The sequence below is a fragment of the Cognaticolwellia mytili genome, from assembly GCF_002104475.1.
GTDB lineage: Bacteria > Pseudomonadota > Gammaproteobacteria > Enterobacterales > Alteromonadaceae > Cognaticolwellia > Cognaticolwellia mytili.
On the sequence record NZ_NBOF01000008.1, the window covers coordinates 19,704 to 40,092 of the forward strand.

The window sequence follows — 20,389 nt, forward strand, 5'->3', positions numbered from 1 at the left end:
TTAGCCGTGTGATTTTTTGCATGCAGATGTTGATATTACTCATAATCAGCTTATTTATAACATAGCATTTAATGTTTTTATTTTTTGAAATGTCAGCAGGCTTCCTTACCGTTAAAAAATATTTTTTCATTTGAAAATATCAGCTTAGGTAAAAATTAATTTACTATTGTTGTAAATCGTTAATGGATACCAAAGGTAATGTTATTAACTTTTGTGTTACATTTGGTTACATATTTTTTACTTTTGAGGTTATTCGAATAAATATTTACTTTTTAGAAAAAGACAATTGTTAACTTTACTTTAGTTCAACTACAGCTGTTAACGTTATGTGCAAAGGTAAATAATTCGCTAAAACTTATAAAAAATCACTTTTTATGATTAAAAATATAGACTTAGCTAAGCTGTTCTTTAATTGAGCTATTGTTTGGCTAAATTCCTCGTGATTAACTCCTAATGGTAAGAGCGCAACTTATTCCACAACGTTTTCTGCCTTTTGTCTTTTTATAGAACAATCAAAATTGCAAAGAGAACGATGCAAAGTTGCACCTATTAATTCAAGCGTAGCTATATCAGCAAGCTTGATCATTACAATAATAAAAATTGAAGGGATATCGTCATGTCTAAAAAGTTATCTAACTTAATGAAAACCAGTCTAGTGTGCTGCGGAGTTATTACAGCATTAAGCTCTGCACAAACAATCGCTGAAGAAAGTGCAAGTAATGCAGAAGAAGAGCAAGTAGAGCGTATAATGGTTACTGCTCGTAAAAAAGAAGAAAGTATTATTGAAGTACCTATGGCTATTTCAAGTATTTCAGCCATGGAAATTGTTGATAGAAACTATATTGATTCACAAGATCTTTATCGTACATTAGCTGGTGCAGCAGCGCCTCGTGGAGAGTTGATTCTAAGAGGCCTGAGTGGAGGTAACAGTTCTGTACCTGGTACAACTGCAACATTCACTGATGGCGTACCTTTTGAATTTACCAACCTTTCGGATGTTGAGCGTGTTGAGGTACTTAGGGGGCCACAGGGGACATTGTATGGATCAAATGCTATTGGCGGTACGATTCGTGTTATTACTAAAAAGCCAGTAATGAATGAATTTGAATTATTTGGCTCAATGCAAGGGAAAGCTGAAAAGAGTGTTGCGGGATACGATTCTAATATGTCTTTAGGTATCAACTTGCCACTAGTAGACGATACCTTGGCGTTGCGTGTAAATGGTAATTTATACAATAACAAGCGACCTATGGTGAATGCGTATACAGGTAACCAAAGTGAATCTGACGGTAACTTTATTCGCACACAATTATTATGGGAACCTGCTGACGATATGCGTTTTACTTTTGGTTATGTTCGTGAAGAGTATGATTCAGAAGGTACTACTTTAGGTGATCGTTCTAAACCAGGAGGATACTATGAGGCTGTATTAACGCCAGATGCAGATGCCCCATACGGATATGATGTGAGTGAAAACTGGATTGACTGTGATGCTAACCTTGAGCGTCCAGCCTGTTTGTTAGGTGGAGAAAATATTTTAGATAGAAATGTTAAAGATAAATATACTGTTTATGACCTAATCGACGGTACGTATAATGAGCAAACAGACTTGTTCTCTTTAGCTTTTGAATACGACAACTTATTTGATATAGCCTCAGTGAGCTATGTTGGTTCGTATCGCGAGTATGAAGAAGGAGGACTAGATAACTGGTCTCGTCTTGATGCAAACGACATGTTCCGTACTTGGATCATAAATGATGATTTTGAAGAGCGAACAACGCATGAACTACGTTTTCAAAACCTAGACGTAAACAGTCCAATTAGCTGGACTGTTGGTATGTTTTACGACAAAACTACTGAGCCTAAAAACCCTAACGTACAGTGGCAATATCATGAGGGTGGTGATCAAGTTTCTGCTTTAGCCAACTATTGGTGGGGTGTAGATGCAACAGCGACAGGTATTGAAGAGTTTAACGACGCTAACCGTAACTGGAATTCAGCACGTGTAATTGCATGGGAAAAAGAGCTATCCTTTTTTGCTGATGCATCATATACAATTGATGCAGGCGACATGGGGGAAATTGAGTTGAATGCCGGTATTCGCCGTTATGACCTTGAAGATTATAGCCACACAACCTCTGCTGGTATTTGGTCTGAAGACAATGTGATTACAAGTGGTAAAGAAAGCGGTAATCGTTTGAAGTTCAGTGCCTCTTATCGTCCAAGTGATAACTTCTCTACTTACTTCTTATATTCTGAAGGTTATCGCCCTGGTGGTAACAATGGCCCATTAGCACAGTCATGTGTTAACGACCCTAAAGCTGGTGATAAGAAAGACCGTTATACCAGTGATAAAATCGATAACTATGAAGTGGGTTTCAAAGGCTCTGTATTTGACGGTAACTTTACATTTGCTGCTGCCGCTTACCAAATTGACTGGACAGATATTAAAACCGATATTTATATGGACACTTGCGGATTTAGTTACACAGCCAATGGCGGTGAAGCTGTTTCAAGAGGCTTGGAGTTTGAATCAACAGCTCAGTTAACAAACGATATCTCAATGGTATTTAATGCTTCTTATACCAAGTCAGAACTAACAGAAGATAATGACGCTATTAGTGGTAAGAAAGGCGACGATATGACTATGGTTCCCGATTACAACGCTTATCTTGCTTTTGATAAATCGATAGAAGCTTTTGGTAAACAAGCCTATATTCGTATTGATATGACAGCATATGGTGCCTATAAGACACACTTTAAAACACTTCCTAGCGATGAAGTCGATGCTTATCAAGTATTTAACTTATCTGGCCGTGTTGAAGTTTCTGACTCTGTACAATTAAGTCTTCACATCAATAACTTGTTTGACACTGAAGATGTTAAGTACAAAAATGCACGTAGTCGTAGCGCGACAAGCACTGCACAACAGTATATCGAGTACTTGCCAGAACGTAATTTAACTGTTCGTTTAGATTATACATTCTTCTAAGTAGTCATTAACCTTCAAAGCAAAGGAGCCTTTTATCAGGTTCCTTTTTAATTGCACCAGACCATCCATAAAAAGCATGGTAGAGAAACCTCTAATAGCTGAGAACAAACATGTTTTTCATTTTCGTTCGTAAAGAGTTATCGGTAATGCTGTTGGCTCCAACATGCAGGGATGGTCTAATGCCTTGAAAGAGAAGATCTCTTAGAAAGTTCTGTACATAAAAAAGCCGACAAATGTCGGCTTTTTTATCATAGAGTAAGAGCTTTTAGCGCTAGTTAAAGCATTAGCAACTTACAGTGATAAGTTATCTAAAATATCATCTTCAACTAAGTTGGCTAAGGTCACTTTAAGCTTAGGTGTACGCGCCATTTCGCGTTTAATAGCGAAATTAGCTTCTTCATTACGTGCCCAACTACGACGTGCAATACCATTGTTAACATCAAACAATAACATTGATTTTAAGCGACGTTCTGCAGCTGCTGAGCCGTCAAGCAACATACCAAAACCACCGTTAGTCACTTCACCCCAGCCAACGCCACCACCATTGTGGATTGAAACCCAAGTTGCGCCACGGAAGCTGTCACCTATAACATTGTGAATCGCCATATCGGCGGTAAAACGGCTACCGTCATATATGTTTGATGTTTCGCGAAATGGTGAATCTGTACCACTAACATCGTGATGATCACGACCAAGTACTACTGGGCCAATTTCGCCGTTGTTAATAGCATCATTAAAGGCTTTAGCAATTTCCATACGGCCTTGTGCATCAGCATAAAGAATACGTGCTTGTGAGCCAACCACTAGCTTGTTTTGTTTCGCGTCTTCAATCCAAGTGATGTTGTCTTGCATTTGCTGCTGAATTTCTTCAGGTGAATCAGCCATGATTTTTTTCAGTACACTTGCAGCAATGGCATCAGTTTTATCTAAATCTTCTGGTTTACCTGAAGCACAAACCCAGCGGAATGGACCAAAACCATAGTCAAAACACATAGGGCCTAAGATATCTTGCACGTATGATGGGTATTTAAAGTCAATGCCATTTTCTGCCATGACATCGCCGCCAGCACGTGATGCTTCAAGTAGAAAAGCATTGCCGTAATCGAAGAAGTAAGTACCACGCGCTGTGTGTTTATTAACAGCTGCAGCATGACGCTTTAAAGTTGATTGTACTTTCTCTTTGAATACTTCTGGCTCTTCACGGATCAATCGATTTGATTCTTCGTAGCTAATATCTACAGGGTAATAACCGCCTGACCATGGATTATGCAATGAGGTTTGGTCTGAGCCTAAATGTACATAAATTTCTTGCTCATAGAAGTTTTCCCATACATCAACAATATTGCCAATATAAGCAATTGATACGACTTCATCATTAGCTTGTGCTGATTTAACACGTGCAACTAAGTCATCCATGTTATCAATTAGCTCATCAACCCAACCTTGCTGATGGCGCTTAGTGGCAGCATTTGCGTTAACTTCAGCACAAACCGTTACACAGTTCGCAATGTTACCTGCTTTTGGCTGAGCACCACTCATACCGCCTAAACCGGCAGTAAGGAATATTTTACCTTGTGGGTTTTCGCCTTTGCTCTTACCTTTATTCAGTACCTTGCGAAATGCATTCATCACGGTAATCGTTGTACCATGTACAATGCCTTGAGGACCGATATACATAAATGAGCCAGCAGTCATTTGGCCATATTGGGTAACACCTAAGGCGTTAAACTTTTCCCAGTCATCAGGCTGAGAGTAGTTAGGTATCATCATACCGTTAGTCACAACTACACGTGGTGCATCTACCGATGAAGGGAACAAGCCCATTGGGTGGCCAGAGTATAAATGTAAGGTTTGATCACTTTCCATTTCACTTAAATACTTCATGGCTAATAAGTATTGTGCCCAGTTTTGGAATACAGCCCCATTGCCACCGTAAGTAATTAGCTCTTCTGGATGCTGTGCTACAGCAGGGTCTAAGTTGTTTTCGACCATTAGCATGATGGCAGCTGCCTGCTCACATTTTGCTGGGTAATCAGTAATAGAACGTGCTTGCAAATGATAGCTTGGCTTAAAGCGATACATGTAAATACGGCCAAAGTCTTTTAACTCTTGCGCGAATTCAGTTGCTAGTTCTTGATGCCACTCTCTTGGAAAATAACGTAAAGCATTTCTTATTGCCAACTGCTTTTCTTCTACGCTAAGAATATCTTTACGTTTAGGTGCGCGGTTAGCATCAGCAGGGTAAGGCTTAGCTGCTGGTAATTTTGTTGGGATACCTTGCATAATCATATCTTGGAAATTCATTGTTGCTTCCATAATAAAAACTCTCCCTATTTATTTTCATCAGTGCTAACGGTAAATGCTTGTGATTTAACTAAGGCGATCATGGCATCAATATCAGGCTTTAATAGTCTATCTTCTTCAAGTTTTGCCACTTTTTCTCTGATCACGGCAAAGTTTTTCTCAATAATGTCTGAGCACTTATTCGGGCGTCTAAAGTCAATTGCTTGCGCGGCATACATCAGCTCAATCGCTAAAATTTTCTCTAAGTTACCTAAGATTTGGTTAAACTGTCGGCTTGAAATACTACCCATAGAGACATGGTCTTCTTGTCCCATTGAGGTTGGAACACTATCAGCTGAAGGTGGAAAACAAAGTGATTTGTTTTCAGTCACTAACGCAGCAGTCGCGTATTGTGGGATCATCATGCCTGAGTTTAAACCGCCGGCAGTAGTTAATAACCGTGGTAAACCGTGTAAGCCTTCTAACAATAAGTAACAGCGACGGTCTGAAATATTACCTAATTCAGAGGCCGCAATAGAAGCGTAATCAAGCACCATCGCTAAAGGTTGACCATGGAAACTACCACCTGAAATAGCTTCTTCGCTACTGATAACAATTGGGTTATCAGTAACTGAGTTCATTTCAATTTCAGCTAACTCTTCTAAATGGTAATAAGCATTGCGTGATGCACCATGTACTTGTGGAATGCATCTTAAAGAGTATGGGTCTTGTACACGGTCACATTCTTCATGATCAGCCATGTTCTCTGAATTTTGAAAGAATGCTCTCATGCGTGCAGCAACTTCTAAGTTGCCTTTGAAAGCACGGGTTTTATGTAGTTCTTCTCTAAACGGCGATTCGCTACCTTGCATACCTTCAATACTCATAGCACCTGTTAAATCTGCTAGATTTAATAAGTAACGCATTTTGGTTAAGCCAGTAATGGCATGTGACAGAATAAACTGTGTACCATTAATTAACGCTAAGCCTTCTTTCGCGTGCAATTCCATTGCTGCTAAACCGTGTTCTTTAAGAAGTTTAGCTGCTGGAACTATTTTATCATCTTGCCCAGCTTCACTTACCCAAAACTCACCTTCACCTAAAAGCGGTAAGAATAGGTGAGAAAGAGGAGCTAAATCACCCGATGCGCCCACCGAGCCTTGCTCTGGTACGACTGGAATTAAGTCAAGCTCGATAAAGGCTAGCATTCTTTCTACGGTTTCTAAGCGAATACCTGAGAAACCTTGACTAAGGGCATGAACCTTGGTGATCAGCATTAGCTTTGAAATTGCTTTGGCAATTGGCTCGCCTACACCAACGGCATGGGTAATAAGCAGGTTTTTTTGCAGTAAATTTGTGTCTTCTGGGGAAATCTGGGTGTCGCATAACGGACCAAAACCGGTATTAATACCATATACAGCTTCATTTGATGCAGCCATTTTCTCAACACGTTGGCGACTTGTGTCTATTTTATCTAAAGCTTCTTGGCAAAGTTCGGCTTTAATACTGCCATTGGCAATACCGTTAACAATATCAAGGTTTAGACGATCGATACCATATTTAAACGTCATATTAACGCTCCTGAATTATAAAATTAAAAAACTAAATGGCTACCTAAACGGTATTTATTACCAGGTGCCGTTAATATAGCTAAGCTGACAACGCCTTGGCTTGACCAAGTACGGCGCTTAACCTGTAAGCAGGGAGTAGTATTAGTAATACTCAATAATTCGCAGATATCTGCGCTGGCAAGAATAGCTTCAACTTCATGGGTTGCTTCTGTCAGCGGTGCTTCAGAAGATAGGTATTCATGTGGGGTGATTTTGGTATAATCTTGTGCTAAATAATTTGGTACTAACTTTGGATTAACAAAGCGTTGTTCCAACTGAATAGCGGCATCATTTTCAAAATGTAATACGCTGGAAAAATAGGCTTTATCTCCAGCTTTTAACGCCAACAAAATAGCCACTTCTTCATTGACGTCGATAGCTTGCAATGCAAGTTGTGTGGCATGATGTTGATGACCTCGGTCTTGTATTTCATCAGCGATATTACGAATTTCTAATAACGATGATTGCGATTTAAACGTGGCGACAAAGGTACCAGAGCCTTGAGAGCGTACTAATAAACCTTGTTCAGTCAACTCTTGTAAAGCACGGCGAGCGGTCATTCGGCTAACGGAAAACTGTTCAGTTAGCTCGTTTTCAGACGGGACTTTACTATGCTCAAGCCATTGGCCAGATTCGATCTTTTCGCAAATGTACTGTTTGATGATGGTATACTTGGCGGGCTTTAATTGTGTCATTGTTATGCTCGGTTAATGTTGTAACTGGGTAATAACGAAAAGTCACTTTAACTTGTATATACAATCTCATCTTTTTTAGAGTAGGTCAAGGGTTGTATATACAAGCTTGCTTGTTAATTTGCTATCGGTTAGAGTGCGAATTATTAATGGTACCAATCTCTTTGGTATTAGAACATTTAACCACTAGTTTACTACATTGCAGAATACAGGTTAAAACTAGCCGGGAAATAATTGCTTTGGAATTTTTTATGTCGACAACAACTCAACACTGGCAAACGCTTTGGACCCACGTAAACCTTGCAACCATGAGTGACGGTGCAAAAAGTTATGGCACCATTGAACAAGGTGCCCTTGCGATAGCTGATGGTAAAATTGCTTGGCTTGGCGCAATGGATGAATTGCCGACGTTTGATCAAGATGTAGTCGAAGTAATTGATGGACAAGGCGCTTGGTTAACACCTGGCTTAGTTGATTGTCATACTCATCTTGTTTTTGGTGGTCATCGTGCTAACGAATTTGAAATGCGTCTTGAAGGCAAAAGCTATGAAGAAATAGCCAATGCTGGCGGTGGTATTGTTTCAACGGTTAAAGCAACACGTGCGGCCAGTGAAAGTGAATTGTTTGCTAGTGCGCATAAGCGTTTAACGGCATTGCATCAACAAGGTGTAACCACGTTAGAAATAAAATCGGGCTATGGTTTAGATACCTTAAACGAAATAAAAATGCTTAAAGTTGCGGAGCAATTAGCGCAAAGCTTACCTGTTACGGTGAGAAAAACATTTTTAGGTGCTCATGCATTACCCGTTGAATATAAGGGCCGATCTGATGATTACATTGATCTAATCGTTACTGATATGCTGCCGAAAGTGGCAAGCTTGAAGCTAGCAGATGCGGTTGATGTATTTTGTGAAGGTATTGGTTTTAGTATTGAGCAAACTGAAAAAGTATTCACGGCGGCAAAAAAATATAACTTGCCTGTAAAAGTGCACGCAGAGCAACTTTCTAATTTAGGTGGTACGGCATTAGCGGCAGAATATAACGCGTTATCTTCTGATCACATTGAGTTTCTTGATGAAGCAGGTATTATTGCCATGAAAGCGGCCAATATGACCGCAGTATTATTGCCGGGTGCATTTTATTTCTTACGAGAAACCCAATTGCCGCCAATAGATTTACTTCGCAAACACGGCGTTAGCATGGCGATTGCCACAGATGCTAACCCCGGCTCTTCACCAATTACTTCAATTCAGTTGATGTTAAATATGGCTTGTACGCTATTTCGCTTAACACCGGTTGAAGCGCTAGCCGCTGTTACATCACAAGGAGCGAAAGCACTTGGTTTAGCTGACTGTAAGGGGCAGCTTGCGATTGGTTATGATGCTGATATTGCTTGTTGGGATATTCAGCAACCTGCAGAACTTTGTTATCAGTTTGGTGTTAATCCACTGAAGCAATTAATGAAGGCAGGAAAAATCGTAATTTAATGGCTGTGTGTTTATGTTGCTAACTCCTACGCGTAGTCTGTGGAGTTAGCAAATATATAAGAATTGTATGCTGTTCAATTGAGGATGTAGATTGAAATAACGGCATTTATTCAATATCGAGAGGATCGGGAGATAAAATAATGCCGGTGTTATCAGCATAGATATGATCATCTGGTAAAAAGGTTACGCCAGCAAAGTTGATAGCTAAATCACTTTCACCTATACAGCTATCACTAGCGCCAACAGGAATAGATAATAAACCTTGTACACCGATATCAACTTCTTCTAAGGCATCAACATCACGGACACTGCCGAAGCAAATAATGCCTTCCCAGTTGTTTTTAGCAGCAAGATTAGCTATTTTTATATCAATAAGTGCGCGCCGTGTTGAACCGCCGCCATCAATTACTAATACTTTCCCCGAACCATCACTACCGGCTATTTCTTCTATCAGGCCATTATTTTCGAAACATTTTACGGTAACTACTCTGCCACCAAATGAACTGAGGCCGCCATAGTTACTAAAAATGGGTTCAAGTACGTCGATTAAATCCGTGTAGGTGTCACATAGCTCTGAAGTATTGTATTCCATATTCTGTTCTCTGCTGTTGTGTATAGCAGCCTCTAGTATAACGGTTGGGAGCGAAGGCACAATAGTTATCCCCAAGTCACTATAGATAATAAATATTTTAAAAAAGAGTTGCTTGTAATTCAGCAGAAAACATTATTTAATAACTATATTATATTTTCTCCCAAGAGTTTTTTATGGCAGAAAGGGCACTTACCTACAGCTTCATTTATTCTACAGAAACTCTTGCTTTTAGCATTCTTGCCTTTCTTTTATTTACCTATTATCGTGGGCTAGGACGTCAATACGTTAAGCTTTGGATGTTAAGTTTATCGGCACTTGCTGTTAATCAATTTGCGCTTGCTTGTGAAAGTATTTTTTATCAGCAAAATGTTGGCAGTACGCTTGATATTAGTTTTGCATTGTTACGGCAAGTCAGTCAGTATTTTCATATTTTATTCTTTATTTTCGGCATTTATGCGGCAACGAAAGAGAAAAATGTTACGAAAAAAATGCAGGTCATTGGTATATCTTCAGCTTTATTCATCGGGTGTTTCGCAGTATTATTTTATGGCTTTGATACTCAAAGTGTATTTAATCGTTTTTACTTACGTGAAAGTTTAGCAGCATTCATATTTGGCAGTGCTTTTATTGCCTCCGCTTTTTATTTATTTTCAGCGAATATCAATCACTTTTCTGGAAAAATATTTTTAATCTACAGCCTTTTGGTTGGCCTTCGTTATATTAGCTATTCATTCGCCTCGATAATATTTATCACCGAAGATTGGTTTAGGTATCTCACGCAGAACTTGATCTATTTAGATATGAGTCTACATACCATCTTAGGCTTTATTATACTTATCTGGATGCAAGGTGCTGAGCGTCATGTTGCGTCAACGGCGATAAACCGTGCGAAATATCTCGGTAAGCATGATTCATTAACTGGCGTACTCAACCGAGAGCAGGTACTTGAAAAGCTCACTAACGAAATGAAAATATCGCTTGATCAGAATCAAGCACTGTGTGTTTTTCTTCTAGATATAAAACATTTTAAATTTGTAAATGATACCTATGGGCTAAAAATAGGTGATCTTATTTTAGGTGAGATAGCACAAAGGCTGAATCAAAGTTTATTGAAGCCCAAAGTAGTAGGGCGCTTAAGCGGTGACTCTTTTATGTATGTTATTGAGTCTGAAAATGGAAAGCAGCAAAAGACCGCCGCAGAACATTTACATGCGTTAATTGAAAGGCCTTATTTTGTTTCTCAAGAAGAAGTGCACTTGCAGTGTAGTGTTGGTTATTGTCAATACCCGTGTGATGCTGAGGTTGCTGACGAACTATTACAAAAATCAAATTTGGCTTTGTTTCAGGCTGAAAGTAATAATATTCAAACGGTTAAATATGAGTCAGGTATGCAGTCGCATGGCCGTCATTTACTGGCGATGGAAAAAGAAATTAAACAAGCAATCAGTAATGAAGAGTTTATTTTACATTTTCAACCACAGTTAAATTTGAAAAACAATCGCTTGGAGGGGGCTGAGGTTTTAGTTCGCTGGCAACATCCTACTAAAGGGTTGTTAGCTCCGGGACAATTTTTTGATGATATTGAAGCGCTGAATCTTTACAGTGAACTGGACAGCTATGTTTTAGAAAAAACCTGTCAAACAATTGCCAAATGGTACCAAACCTATAAACGCCGAGTTCCTTTGGCCATCAATATTACGGCTGTCGAGTTTCAAGCGCCTGACTTTATCAGTAATATTCAAGCGTTGTTAATAAAATATGCTATACCTCCGGTTTACTTAGAACTAGAAGTAACAGAAAATGTTGTGATCACTGATATTGATTTAGTAATGAATACTATTGTGGTATTGCAAAATATGGGTATCAAGGTATCCATTGATGATTTTGGCACTGGCTATTCATCATTAGCGTATTTGCGTAAGTTACCGATAGACAAAATAAAAATAGATCGCAGTTTTATTCAAGAAGTGGCTTCTAATGACTCAGATTTAACGATAGTGAAAACTATGGTTGAATTATCACATGGTTTAGGCAAGCGTGTTTTGGCAGAAGGTGTTGAAACACAACAGCAATTGCAATTATTACGCAACATTGGCTGTGATGCTGTTCAGGGTTACTTTATTAGTAAACCAATTTCTGAGAAAGAGTTTACTAAGTATCTAAAACGAAAATAATGACGTTGAATAACATTCAATGAAAAAAAAGCTTAAATGATTAATCATTTAAGCTTTTTTTAGTTAACCTGAATGCTGGATATACAGCACTTACTCAATACTTCATTTTAATCCATTTTCTGCGTGAAAACGTCGATAAATAGCACTATTCATAAACGCTTTGTCTTGGAAATGACATAAAATAAAACATTGATGGCGCCTATAATGACGTTTATCTTGCCATAGTATTTACTTCACTATCTAAGTCGCTGATCCACTTGAATATCAAGCACTCATTATCCAGAGTTCAGATTAGTTAATTAATAACTTGAGGTTACTTAACTTCTTTGAAATCTATTGTTGCCTCGCGGCTGTTAATCGCTGAATTAGCACTTTTTAGATAATGCTGCCAGCGCTGCTCATATTCCGCTAGTAACAGCTGAAGATATGTTGAACTATAAGTATTGCTGTGGCTATCATCAAAGATTAATCGGTAGCCATGTATGCCTACCGATTCTATGCGTAATAACTGCACTTGTTTCTTATGATAAACCTTAGGTGTTAACCCTGTTGGCTGACCTTTATCATCGGTTGGAGCAAATACGCGGAGATATTCAAAACTCAATTCAACGCTATCTTGCTCAAGACCATCAAATTGAATTGATAAACTCGCAGCTTGGCGATGAATGGTAAAGCCTGTGATATTACTCATGTTTCACTCCAGCGTTTCAATGCCGTAAATTATAAAATAAAGCGACTTAAGTCTTCGTCTTTAACAAGTTCGTTTAAGATGTTGCCAACAAACTCAGCGTTAATGACAATACTTTCGCCAGCTCGATCATTGGCATTAAACGACAATTCTTCAACTAAACGTTCCATCATGGTGTGTAAACGACGAGCACCTATATTTTCTGTACTTTCATTAACTTGCCATGCTGCATTAGCAATGGCTTGAATACCGTCCTCACTAAATGAAATGGTAACGCCCTCAGTGGCAAGTAAAGCAATATATTGCTCAGTTAGCGAGGCACTTGGCTCGGTCAAAATACGAACAAAATCGTCAGTTGTTAATGCTTGCAGTTCAACGCGGATTGGTAAGCGCCCTTGTAACTCAGGGATCAAGTCAGAAGGTTTTGCCATTTGGAAGGCACCGGAAGCAATAAACAATATATGGTCAGTTTTAATCATGCCATGTTTAGTGCTAACTGTAGAGCCTTCAACTAATGGTAGTAAATCACGTTGTACACCTTCACGTGATACGTCCGGACCTGATGAGTCCCCACGTTTACAAATTTTATCGATTTCATCGATGAAAACAATACCATTTTGCTCAACCGCATAAATGGCTTTTTCTTTGATGTCTTCTTGGTTAACAATTTTAGCGGCTTCTTCTTCCTGTAAGGCTTTAAAAGCATCTTTAATTTTTAACTTACGCTTATTAGTCTTCTCGCTAGACATGCTTTGGAACATGTTTTGTAACTGCGAAGTCATGTCTTCCATACCAGGAGGAGACATAATCTCAACACCGACTTGTGGCGCTGCTAGATCTAACTCAATTTCTTTATCATCAAGTTGTCCTTCACGTAATTTTTTACGAAACACTTGGCGAGTAGAGCTGTTATCTGGCTGCTCATCATTACCAAAGCTATCGCGAGCTGGCGGCAATAATACGTCTAAAATACGCTCTTCAGCGGCTTCTTCAGCTAAATGCTTAACGCGTGACATCTCTTGTTCTTTGGTTAATTTAATCGCCATATCTGCAAGATCACGAATAATTGTTTCTACTTCTTTGCCCACATAGCCCACTTCGGTGAACTTAGTTGCTTCGACTTTAATAAAAGGCGCATTGGCAAGTTTTGCTAATCGACGAGCAATTTCTGTTTTACCAACACCCGTTGGGCCGATCATCAAAATGTTTTTAGGAGTAACTTCTGTGCGCAACTCTTCATTAAGCTGCATTCTACGCCAGCGATTTCTTAGTGCTATCGCAACGGCACGTTTTGCATCGCTTTGACCAACAATATGGCTATCAAGTTCGTGAACTATTTCACGTGGTGTCATATTCGACATGTTAATTCCTTACTAAATCTGGCGTTTAAAGTTCGTCAATCACGTGTTGCTGATTGGTGAATACACAAATGTCGCCAGCAATTTTTAATGATTTCTCTACAATTTCTTTTGCTGAAAGCTCGGTATTTTCTAATAGCGCTGTTGCGGCTGATTGCGCAAAGTTACCACCACTGCCAATGGCAATTAGGTCATGCTCAGGCTGAACAACATCACCGTTACCAGTAATGATTAAAGAGGCCGTTTCATCGGCAACAGCAAGTAAGGCTTCTAACTTACGTAATGCACGATCACTACGCCAATCTTTGGCAAGTTCAACAGCGGCTTTTGTTAAATGACCTTGATGCATTTCTAATTTGCTTTCAAAGCGTTCAAATAAAGTAAAAGCATCAGCGGTACCACCAGCAAAACCGGCCAGTACTTTGTCATTGTATAAACGACGAACTTTTCGGGCATTACCTTTCATTACAGTGTTGCCAAGCGAAACTTGACCATCACCACCGATGGCAACTTTGCCATTACGTCTGACAGAAACAATAGTAGTCACAAATAACCTCTTACATATGGCCAACTGAGATAGTCGGCTTGTCTAATGTAGAATAGATAGGGGATAACTCGGCATTTTTCAAGGGAGCTAGTCGGAATTTGTCGTGTTTTTTTGCAGAAAGCTTTTGGGAATAGTTTAGGCAATGCATCGTGGTTTAATTTAGCAGCATTGCCTGAATTTTTGGATGATATGTAAAGGTTTAGTCCCAGTTCCAAATTTTACAGCCGTGCACTGAATTGTTCTTTAATTTGTGTTTATCTTTTTCAGCGCCACGTTTTTTGGGATATGGCCCTAAGTAAACTTTATACCAAGTAGCAGAAGTGCCAACTGACTTGCTAACTTGTGCAACTAAACCCGTAAAGGCGATTCTCGCTTTTAACGATTCGGCTTGTTTACGAGTTTTAAAAGAACCACATTGCATTTTATATGGCCCTTTTTGAGTGACCTTATATTCGCCAACTTCTACTTCTTTACTTTTTAAGTCGTCAACGTAAGTCCACTTTTCTTCAGGTGGCTTAGGTAATTCAGTCGTTTTAGCTTTAGCGGTTTTTGTCGCTTTTGGCGTCACCACTACGTCAGGCTGTTTGTCTTTAATTGTCCACAGTAAATAACCAAAACTAGGTAAGGCGAGTACTAGAAATAGCGCAATCATTTTAACTTTCAATGATATAGCTGGCGCTGGCTCAATATTTTTTTTATATGGGCTTTTCTTTTTATTTTTTGCTCGAGAGCGGGAAACGTAATCTTGATGCGCCATGGAAAACTTTATACTGGGAAACTTTCGCCAATTCTAACCAACTGGGTAAGAAATATCACTACTTAGTCACGTATAAGCTGTAATTAGATATGACAGCGCAGCAAGAATACAAAGTATGCCCGTTAAAAACTGTTTGCCTACCAGCTTAAATCTACCGGATCAATATCGACTGACCAGCGTACCTTTGATTGCCATTCATTATTGGCGCTGTGATGAATCAATTGAAATACTGCTTGGTGTAGCTGCTTGCGAGACTTTGCTTGCAAAATTAAATGATAGCGAAACTTTCCAGCCTTTTTTTCCATCGCTGCTGGCACTGGACCTGCAAATTGACAGCCATCAAAGGAATGCTCAGTTAATGCTCTTAAAAACTTTTCAGGGTAAGAAGGATAGTTTGCATCCGCTCGAAATAGTGCTTGAAAGCTAAACGGTGGCAGCATCGCTTGTTGGCGCTCTATTAGTGCTTGTTTGGCGAAGTGTTGATAGCCATTATTGACTAGATCTTGTAATAGCGGGTGATCAGGGAAATTACTTTGCACCATAACTTTACCTGGTTTGCTAGCTCTGCCTGCTCGACCAGATACTTGCACTAATAATTGCGCCATATGTTCGGCGGCGCGAAAATCATAGCTGAATAAAGCGCCGTCAACATCAAGTACAGCTACTAAAGTTACATCGGGAAAGTGATGACCTTTTGCTAGCATTTGTGTACCAATCAATAATTGATGTTCTTTATCACTGACCTGTTGTAGCAGCTTTGCTAGTTCACCTTTTTTACGGGTACTGTCTCTATCTATGCGTACGGTGCTAAAATCAGAAAATAGTTCACCAATCCTTTCTTCAAGTTGCTCTGTACCTTGTCCTAACGACTTTATCCGCACGCTGCCGCAACTTGGACATTGTGGTGGAATACGCTTTTGGCTGCCACAGTGGTGGCAGATCAATAATCCTTGACCTTGATGCAGGGTATAAGGTTTATTACAGCGTTGGCAATCCGCAATCCAATGACATTCTTGGCAGTTAATTGCTGGCGCATAACCTCGGCGATTAAGAAAAACTAACGCTTGTTCACCGCGCTCTAAGGTATTTTTTATTGCTTGTTTTAAGGTACCTGAAAGGCCATGCTCCATTTGCTGTTGGGCAACATCGATTAGGCTAATTTTTGCCGTTGAGGCATTGCCTGCACGTTTTTTTAATTGATGATAATGGTAACGACCAGTTAGTGCGTTTTGCAGTGTTTCAAAGCTAGGCGTAGCACTGCCAAGTACAATAGGAATATTAAGTTGCCGTGCTCTTAATATGGCAATGTCACGAGCATTATAACGAAAGCTGTCTTGCTGTTTAAAAGACCCATCGTGCTCTTCGTCAACAATAATTAAACCTAAGTCATGTAATGGCGTAAATATAGCTGAGCGCGTGCCTATTACTATCGCAGCTGAGCCACGTTGAGCTTCTAGCCAAGTTTGTAATCGTTCTTTGTCATTAAGGCCTGAGTGGTGCAAACAAATAGGCACATTAAAACGTTGTTCGAACCGAGCTAAGGTTTGTGGTGTTAAGCCTATTTCAGGTACTAGCACTAACACTTGCTTATTTGCTGCTAGGACTTCTTCCATCGCTTGTAAATAAACTTCTGTTTTACCACTGCCAGTAATGCCATCAACTAAGTGGCAAGAGAACTGCTTTTGCATTTCTTTGATGGTAGCAACGATAATGGCTTGCTCCGCAGAAAGCTCTAAACGGTTATCTTGTTGTAAAGCACTGTCTTGCCAGCTGAATACTTCCACTGGGCGAGATTCAGAGTAAATGAGTTGCTTTTTTTCCAGCGCGTTAAGTTGTGCTTTATTAAAACCTAAGGTTAAAAGTTCAGACCAAGTCATGCCTTGGTGTTGCTTAAGTAAAGTGAGTAATTCACCTTGTTTAGGTGCACGCTTTTGTGTGGCAGTGTGTTCTTCATCAGTTAACGATTCTTTTGTTAACCAAATTTGTGGCAATTCAACATCAGGTTGTTTTATTTGTCGTAAAAGAACCGGTAGCGCTTGTTGAAAAACATCACCAATAGGATGGTGATAATAATCAGCGCAGCGTTGCAAAAAGTTTAATAGTTCAGCTGAGAAGCTAAAATTGTCTTTAACACGGCTTAATATCGACTTTATTTTTTCTGCGGCATATTCAGTGTCGTCATCGACAGCTAAAACAATGGCGACGACTTGGCGAGAACCAAAGGGCACAATAACCCGCTCACCAAGCTTAATAGCGTTAACATTTAATTTTGCTGGCAATTTATAGGTAAACAATTGACGCATAGGAACGGGAATCGCTACTTTTACGTATTTGTCAGTTGAAGTTATTGCCACAAATTTTTGTCATGTTAAAACCAAATGTTGGCCTTATTCTACTGGTAAATTGAGTGAAGCCAAGCGAGAAAATAATGAGAAATGGTTTTTTAATAAATAAAACGAAAAACTGCTCATTTTTTTAGCGATATTTATTGCTATGGTGGCAATGATCCTATAAAATTCGCCTCCATTATTTTTAACTCGTATGGTGCTTGGCAGCAATAATGACTGATCAAGTGGCGATACGGCCTTAACAGAGGTTTCCCATGAAAGACGGTATTCATCCAAATTATGTAGAGTTCAAGGCAACTTGTTCTTGTGGTAACGTTATTACAACTCGTTCAACTGTAGGTAAAGACTTACACCTTGACGTATGTTCAGAATGTCACCCATTCTACACTGGTAAGCAAAAAGCTGCTGAGACTGGCGGTCGTGTTGATAAATTCAACAAGCGTTTTGGTGCTCTTAGCAAGAAGTAATTCTGCTAAATTACCAGATGAAAAAGCGCCTATTGGCGCTTTTTTTATATCTTTAAATAAAAACCACCTGCTTTATTTTAATCCTCTCAAAGATTTTTCATTCTAATCGCCATGGCATAAGCCGAACTTTGGGTGATGCGTACTGCTTATCTTAAGTTTAGGTTACTTAAAAATATTATTTTATTTTTCTTTTATTTAAACCCTTTTACTTCATACTGCATCTAACCTAATAACTATGTAAAACATCGAGAATTTGTTTTTTTGGACAAGTTAAAAATTATTGATGCCCATGAACGTTTTAGCCCAGATGTTGAGTCGCAATGGATAGCACAAGCTCAGCAGGGAAACCAACAGGCATTTCATCACTTATATGAAAACTATCACCGCCGTATTTATGCGTTGTGCTGGCGCATGATGGCAGATAAAGACAGTGCTGAAGATGTTTGCCAGGAAGTGTTTGTGCAACTATGGCAAAAAATTAATAACTTTCGTGGTGAAAGTAAATTTTCCACTTGGTTACATAGTGTCGCTACCAATATAGTTTTAGGACATATTCGCAAGAATAAAACTTGGATCCAACGTATTTTCAGTATTGAAGAGCAAGTGGTTGAAGACATCGCAGTAGAAATGCCTGAGCTATCAAATTTAGATAAGAATATTCAATCTTTGCCAGAACGAGCAAGGCTAGTGTTTATTTTATTTGCCATTGAAGGCTATCGTCACGAAGAAATATCTAAAATGTTGGGAATGGCGGTAGGCTCGAGTAAATCACAATATCATCGAGCTAAAGGTTTATTACGCGAGTCGTTAGGTGAGTAATATATGAAAAAGACAATGACTGACAATAAAAATGCAGAGCAAAATTTAAAAGCTGCTATTGCGAAATTGCCGCGAGAAATGACACCTGAGCGTGATTTATGGTCAGGTATCGAAAAGGCAATTAGCCAAAATTCACAAACAGCATCGCCAAGCCAACATTCAAAAGCTAAGGTTTTTATGCCGACAGCGTGGGCGGCATCGGTTGTTGCTGCTGTACTGCTAACATGGGTAACCTTAGGGCCAACGCCAGATAATAGCGAACAACAGGTAAATTTGGTTGTTGAAATGCAACAAGATTTTGAACAGCAAAAGAAAACTATGTTGGTGAGTTTTGGTGCGCCAGACGTGAAAAAACTACCAACTGCAATGCAAGCAGAATTAACGAAGTTGAGCTCGGCTCAACAAACAATTAGCAAAGCACTTGCAGATGATCCTAATAATAGTGACTTGTTAAATCTATTACGCTGGACACAGAAGCAAGAGTTAGATTTACTAAAGCAATTATATAGTCCGCAGTGGCAAACAATATAGTCGTTATTTAGCTGTTAACGAACAAGAAATAAGAGGTTTATATGGGAAACTTAAGAAGTTATTTACCACTGATATTGCTAACAACAGCAATACCAACATTAGCTGGCGAGAAGATTGACGAATCAATGTCATTGAATGGCGCCAAAAGTGTCATTATTGAAAATTTACGCGGTGAAGTAAAAGTAATGGGTAACGATGGGGATACTGTTTCTGTTGTTGGTGAGCTTGATGATAAAGCTGAAGGTCTAACTTTTGAAAAGTCAGGTTCACGCATAATTATAAAAGTTGAAATACCGCACAATAGCCATAATGGTTGGGGTGCTGATGGCTCTGAGCTAAGCATAAAATTGCCTAAGCATGTACGGGTAAGTTTTAAAGGAGTATCATCAAATGTTGAAGTCGAAAATTTTATTAATGGTGTTGAAATTCAAACTGTTAGTGGTAATATAGAGGCTGAGAACTTAATGCAACAAGTCGAGTTAGCTACGGTAAGTGGCAATATTTATAGTAAAAAATTATCAGGAAAATTACGCCTTTCATCAGTCAGTGGTAACATTGAAGATAAAAACTCTTCAGGCCGAGCCCATTTCAAAACCGTTAGTGGTAGCTTAGGCTCGAAATCAATGGCTAATGAAGTTTCGGCTAAATCGGTATCAGGTGATATTGACTTACATTTAGCTGAGATTGATGAGTTAATTGTTTCAACAGTCAGTGGTGAGTTTAATAGCGAACTTTCATTAAATGATGATGGTTTACTTAAAATGTCGAGTGTTAGTGGCGACTTGCAGGTTAACTTTAAAAACGAAGTGCAAGCAAGCTTTAGCTTAAAAACTAATGCTGGCGGCGACATCATTAATCGCCTTACATCGGCACAAGCGAAGCGAGCAAAGTATGGACCTAGCTCTAAGCTATCTTTTGAAACAGGTAATGGCAGCAGTTCAGTACGCGCAAGTACTGTAAGTGGTAGCATAGTTGTTAAGTAACAAATAAAAGCACTTACAAGCGTTAAACGTTCGTCCCCATATGTGCGGACGTTTAGCGAAA

Annotated in this window: 16 protein-coding genes; 7 read left to right on the forward strand and 9 right to left on the reverse strand. The window is 39.2% G+C overall.

The features are described from left to right. Positions 1–616: 616 nt before the first annotated feature. On the forward strand, positions 617–2,992 hold the full coding sequence (locus B7C41_RS19400) for a TonB-dependent receptor (RefSeq protein WP_085300631.1): 2,376 nt from the start codon (positions 617–619) through the stop codon (positions 2,990–2,992). Between the two features lie 291 nt (positions 2,993–3,283). On the opposite strand, the gene B7C41_RS19405 is transcribed toward B7C41_RS19400, so the two are convergent. From B7C41_RS19405 to hutC, 3 genes are read right to left on the reverse strand one after another with little or no spacing between them, the layout of a single operon-like run. Then, complete coding sequence (locus B7C41_RS19405) at positions 3,284–5,308, reverse strand: urocanate hydratase (protein ID WP_085300632.1); 2,025 nt, start codon at positions 5,306–5,308, stop codon at positions 3,284–3,286. 14 nt (positions 5,309–5,322) lie between these two features. Continuing rightward, positions 5,323–6,846, reverse strand: a complete 1,524-nt coding sequence (gene hutH, locus B7C41_RS19410; RefSeq protein WP_085300633.1) for a histidine ammonia-lyase — start codon at positions 6,844–6,846, stop codon at positions 5,323–5,325. A 23-nt stretch (positions 6,847–6,869) separates the two neighbouring features. Next, the gene (gene hutC / locus B7C41_RS19415; RefSeq protein ID WP_085300634.1) at positions 6,870–7,580 is read right to left on the reverse strand and encodes a histidine utilization repressor; all 711 of its coding nucleotides are present in this window, start codon (positions 7,578–7,580) and stop codon (positions 6,870–6,872) included. Between the two features lie 248 nt (positions 7,581–7,828). On the opposite strand from hutC, the gene hutI reads away from it, so the two are divergent. Further along, positions 7,829–9,064, forward strand: coding sequence for an imidazolonepropionase (gene hutI / locus B7C41_RS19420; RefSeq protein WP_085300635.1), 1,236 nt, complete (start codon positions 7,829–7,831; stop codon positions 9,062–9,064). 106 nt (positions 9,065–9,170) lie between these two features. On the opposite strand, the gene rraA is transcribed toward hutI, so the two are convergent. Beyond that, the gene (rraA, locus tag B7C41_RS19425) at positions 9,171–9,656 is read right to left on the reverse strand and encodes a ribonuclease E activity regulator RraA (RefSeq protein WP_085300636.1); all 486 of its coding nucleotides are present in this window, start codon (positions 9,654–9,656) and stop codon (positions 9,171–9,173) included. A gap of 173 nt (positions 9,657–9,829) precedes the next feature. Here rraA and B7C41_RS19430 point away from each other — a divergent pair, with 173 nt between their 5' ends. Next, the gene (locus tag B7C41_RS19430) at positions 9,830–11,830 is read left to right on the forward strand and encodes a putative bifunctional diguanylate cyclase/phosphodiesterase (protein ID WP_085300637.1); all 2,001 of its coding nucleotides are present in this window, start codon (positions 9,830–9,832) and stop codon (positions 11,828–11,830) included. Positions 11,831–12,143: 313 nt separating this feature from the next. Here B7C41_RS19430 and B7C41_RS19435 read toward each other — a convergent pair whose 3' ends face one another. From B7C41_RS19435 to priA, 5 genes are all read right to left on the reverse strand, one after another. Continuing rightward, complete coding sequence (locus tag B7C41_RS19435; protein ID WP_085300638.1) at positions 12,144–12,521, reverse strand: gamma-butyrobetaine hydroxylase-like domain-containing protein; 378 nt, start codon at positions 12,519–12,521, stop codon at positions 12,144–12,146. A 29-nt stretch (positions 12,522–12,550) separates the two neighbouring features. Next, positions 12,551–13,879 carry an HslU--HslV peptidase ATPase subunit gene (gene hslU / locus B7C41_RS19440; protein ID WP_085300639.1) on the reverse strand — a complete coding sequence of 443 codons (1,329 nt, stop codon included), beginning with the start codon at positions 13,877–13,879 and terminating at the stop codon, positions 12,551–12,553. Positions 13,880–13,904: 25 nt separating this feature from the next. Then, positions 13,905–14,423: an ATP-dependent protease subunit HslV gene (gene hslV, locus B7C41_RS19445; protein WP_085300640.1), complete on the reverse strand. Its 519-nt coding sequence runs from the start codon at positions 14,421–14,423 to the stop codon at positions 13,905–13,907. A gap of 199 nt (positions 14,424–14,622) precedes the next feature. After that, positions 14,623–15,180, reverse strand: a complete 558-nt coding sequence (locus B7C41_RS19450) for an SPOR domain-containing protein (RefSeq protein ID WP_085300641.1) — start codon at positions 15,178–15,180, stop codon at positions 14,623–14,625. Positions 15,181–15,317: 137 nt separating this feature from the next. Next, positions 15,318–17,534: a primosomal protein N' gene (gene priA / locus B7C41_RS19455; protein ID WP_268875410.1), complete on the reverse strand. Its 2,217-nt coding sequence runs from the start codon at positions 17,532–17,534 to the stop codon at positions 15,318–15,320. A 248-nt stretch (positions 17,535–17,782) separates the two neighbouring features. Here priA and rpmE point away from each other — a divergent pair, with 248 nt between their 5' ends. From rpmE to B7C41_RS19475, 4 genes are all read left to right on the forward strand, one after another. Next, positions 17,783–17,995, forward strand: coding sequence for a 50S ribosomal protein L31 (gene rpmE, locus B7C41_RS19460; protein ID WP_077286181.1), 213 nt, complete (start codon positions 17,783–17,785; stop codon positions 17,993–17,995). Positions 17,996–18,256: 261 nt separating this feature from the next. Beyond that, positions 18,257–18,814: an RNA polymerase sigma factor gene (locus tag B7C41_RS19465; protein WP_085300643.1), complete on the forward strand. Its 558-nt coding sequence runs from the start codon at positions 18,257–18,259 to the stop codon at positions 18,812–18,814. 3 nt (positions 18,815–18,817) lie between these two features. After that, on the forward strand, positions 18,818–19,345 hold the full coding sequence (locus tag B7C41_RS19470; RefSeq protein WP_085300644.1) for a hypothetical protein: 528 nt from the start codon (positions 18,818–18,820) through the stop codon (positions 19,343–19,345). 41 nt (positions 19,346–19,386) lie between these two features. Next, positions 19,387–20,328, forward strand: coding sequence for a DUF4097 family beta strand repeat-containing protein (locus tag B7C41_RS19475; protein WP_085300645.1), 942 nt, complete (start codon positions 19,387–19,389; stop codon positions 20,326–20,328). Positions 20,329–20,389: the final 61 nt, after the last annotated feature.

Bases quoted from the DNA above. Each gene is read 5' to 3' on its own strand.
- rraA (WP_085300636.1), bottom strand. From the start codon at position 9,656: ATGGAATACAATACTTCAGAGCTATGTGACACCTACACGGATTTAATC.
- hslU (WP_085300639.1), bottom strand. From the start codon at position 13,879: ATGTCGAATATGACACCACGTGAAATAGTTCACGAACTTGATAGCCAT.
- B7C41_RS19430 (WP_085300637.1), top strand. From the start codon at position 9,830: ATGGCAGAAAGGGCACTTACCTACAGCTTCATTTATTCTACAGAAACT.
- hutH (WP_085300633.1), bottom strand. From the start codon at position 6,846: ATGACGTTTAAATATGGTATCGATCGTCTAAACCTTGATATTGTTAAC.
- B7C41_RS19450 (WP_085300641.1), bottom strand. From the start codon at position 15,180: ATGGCGCATCAAGATTACGTTTCCCGCTCTCGAGCAAAAAATAAAAAG.
- rpmE (WP_077286181.1), top strand. From the start codon at position 17,783: ATGAAAGACGGTATTCATCCAAATTATGTAGAGTTCAAGGCAACTTGT.
- B7C41_RS19400 (WP_085300631.1), top strand. From the start codon at position 617: ATGTCTAAAAAGTTATCTAACTTAATGAAAACCAGTCTAGTGTGCTGC.
- hutI (WP_085300635.1), top strand. From the start codon at position 7,829: ATGTCGACAACAACTCAACACTGGCAAACGCTTTGGACCCACGTAAAC.
- B7C41_RS19435 (WP_085300638.1), bottom strand. From the start codon at position 12,521: ATGAGTAATATCACAGGCTTTACCATTCATCGCCAAGCTGCGAGTTTA.
- B7C41_RS19475 (WP_085300645.1), top strand. From the start codon at position 19,387: ATGGGAAACTTAAGAAGTTATTTACCACTGATATTGCTAACAACAGCA.
- hutC (WP_085300634.1), bottom strand. From the start codon at position 7,580: ATGACACAATTAAAGCCCGCCAAGTATACCATCATCAAACAGTACATT.
- B7C41_RS19470 (WP_085300644.1), top strand. From the start codon at position 18,818: ATGAAAAAGACAATGACTGACAATAAAAATGCAGAGCAAAATTTAAAA.
- B7C41_RS19405 (WP_085300632.1), bottom strand. From the start codon at position 5,308: ATGGAAGCAACAATGAATTTCCAAGATATGATTATGCAAGGTATCCCA.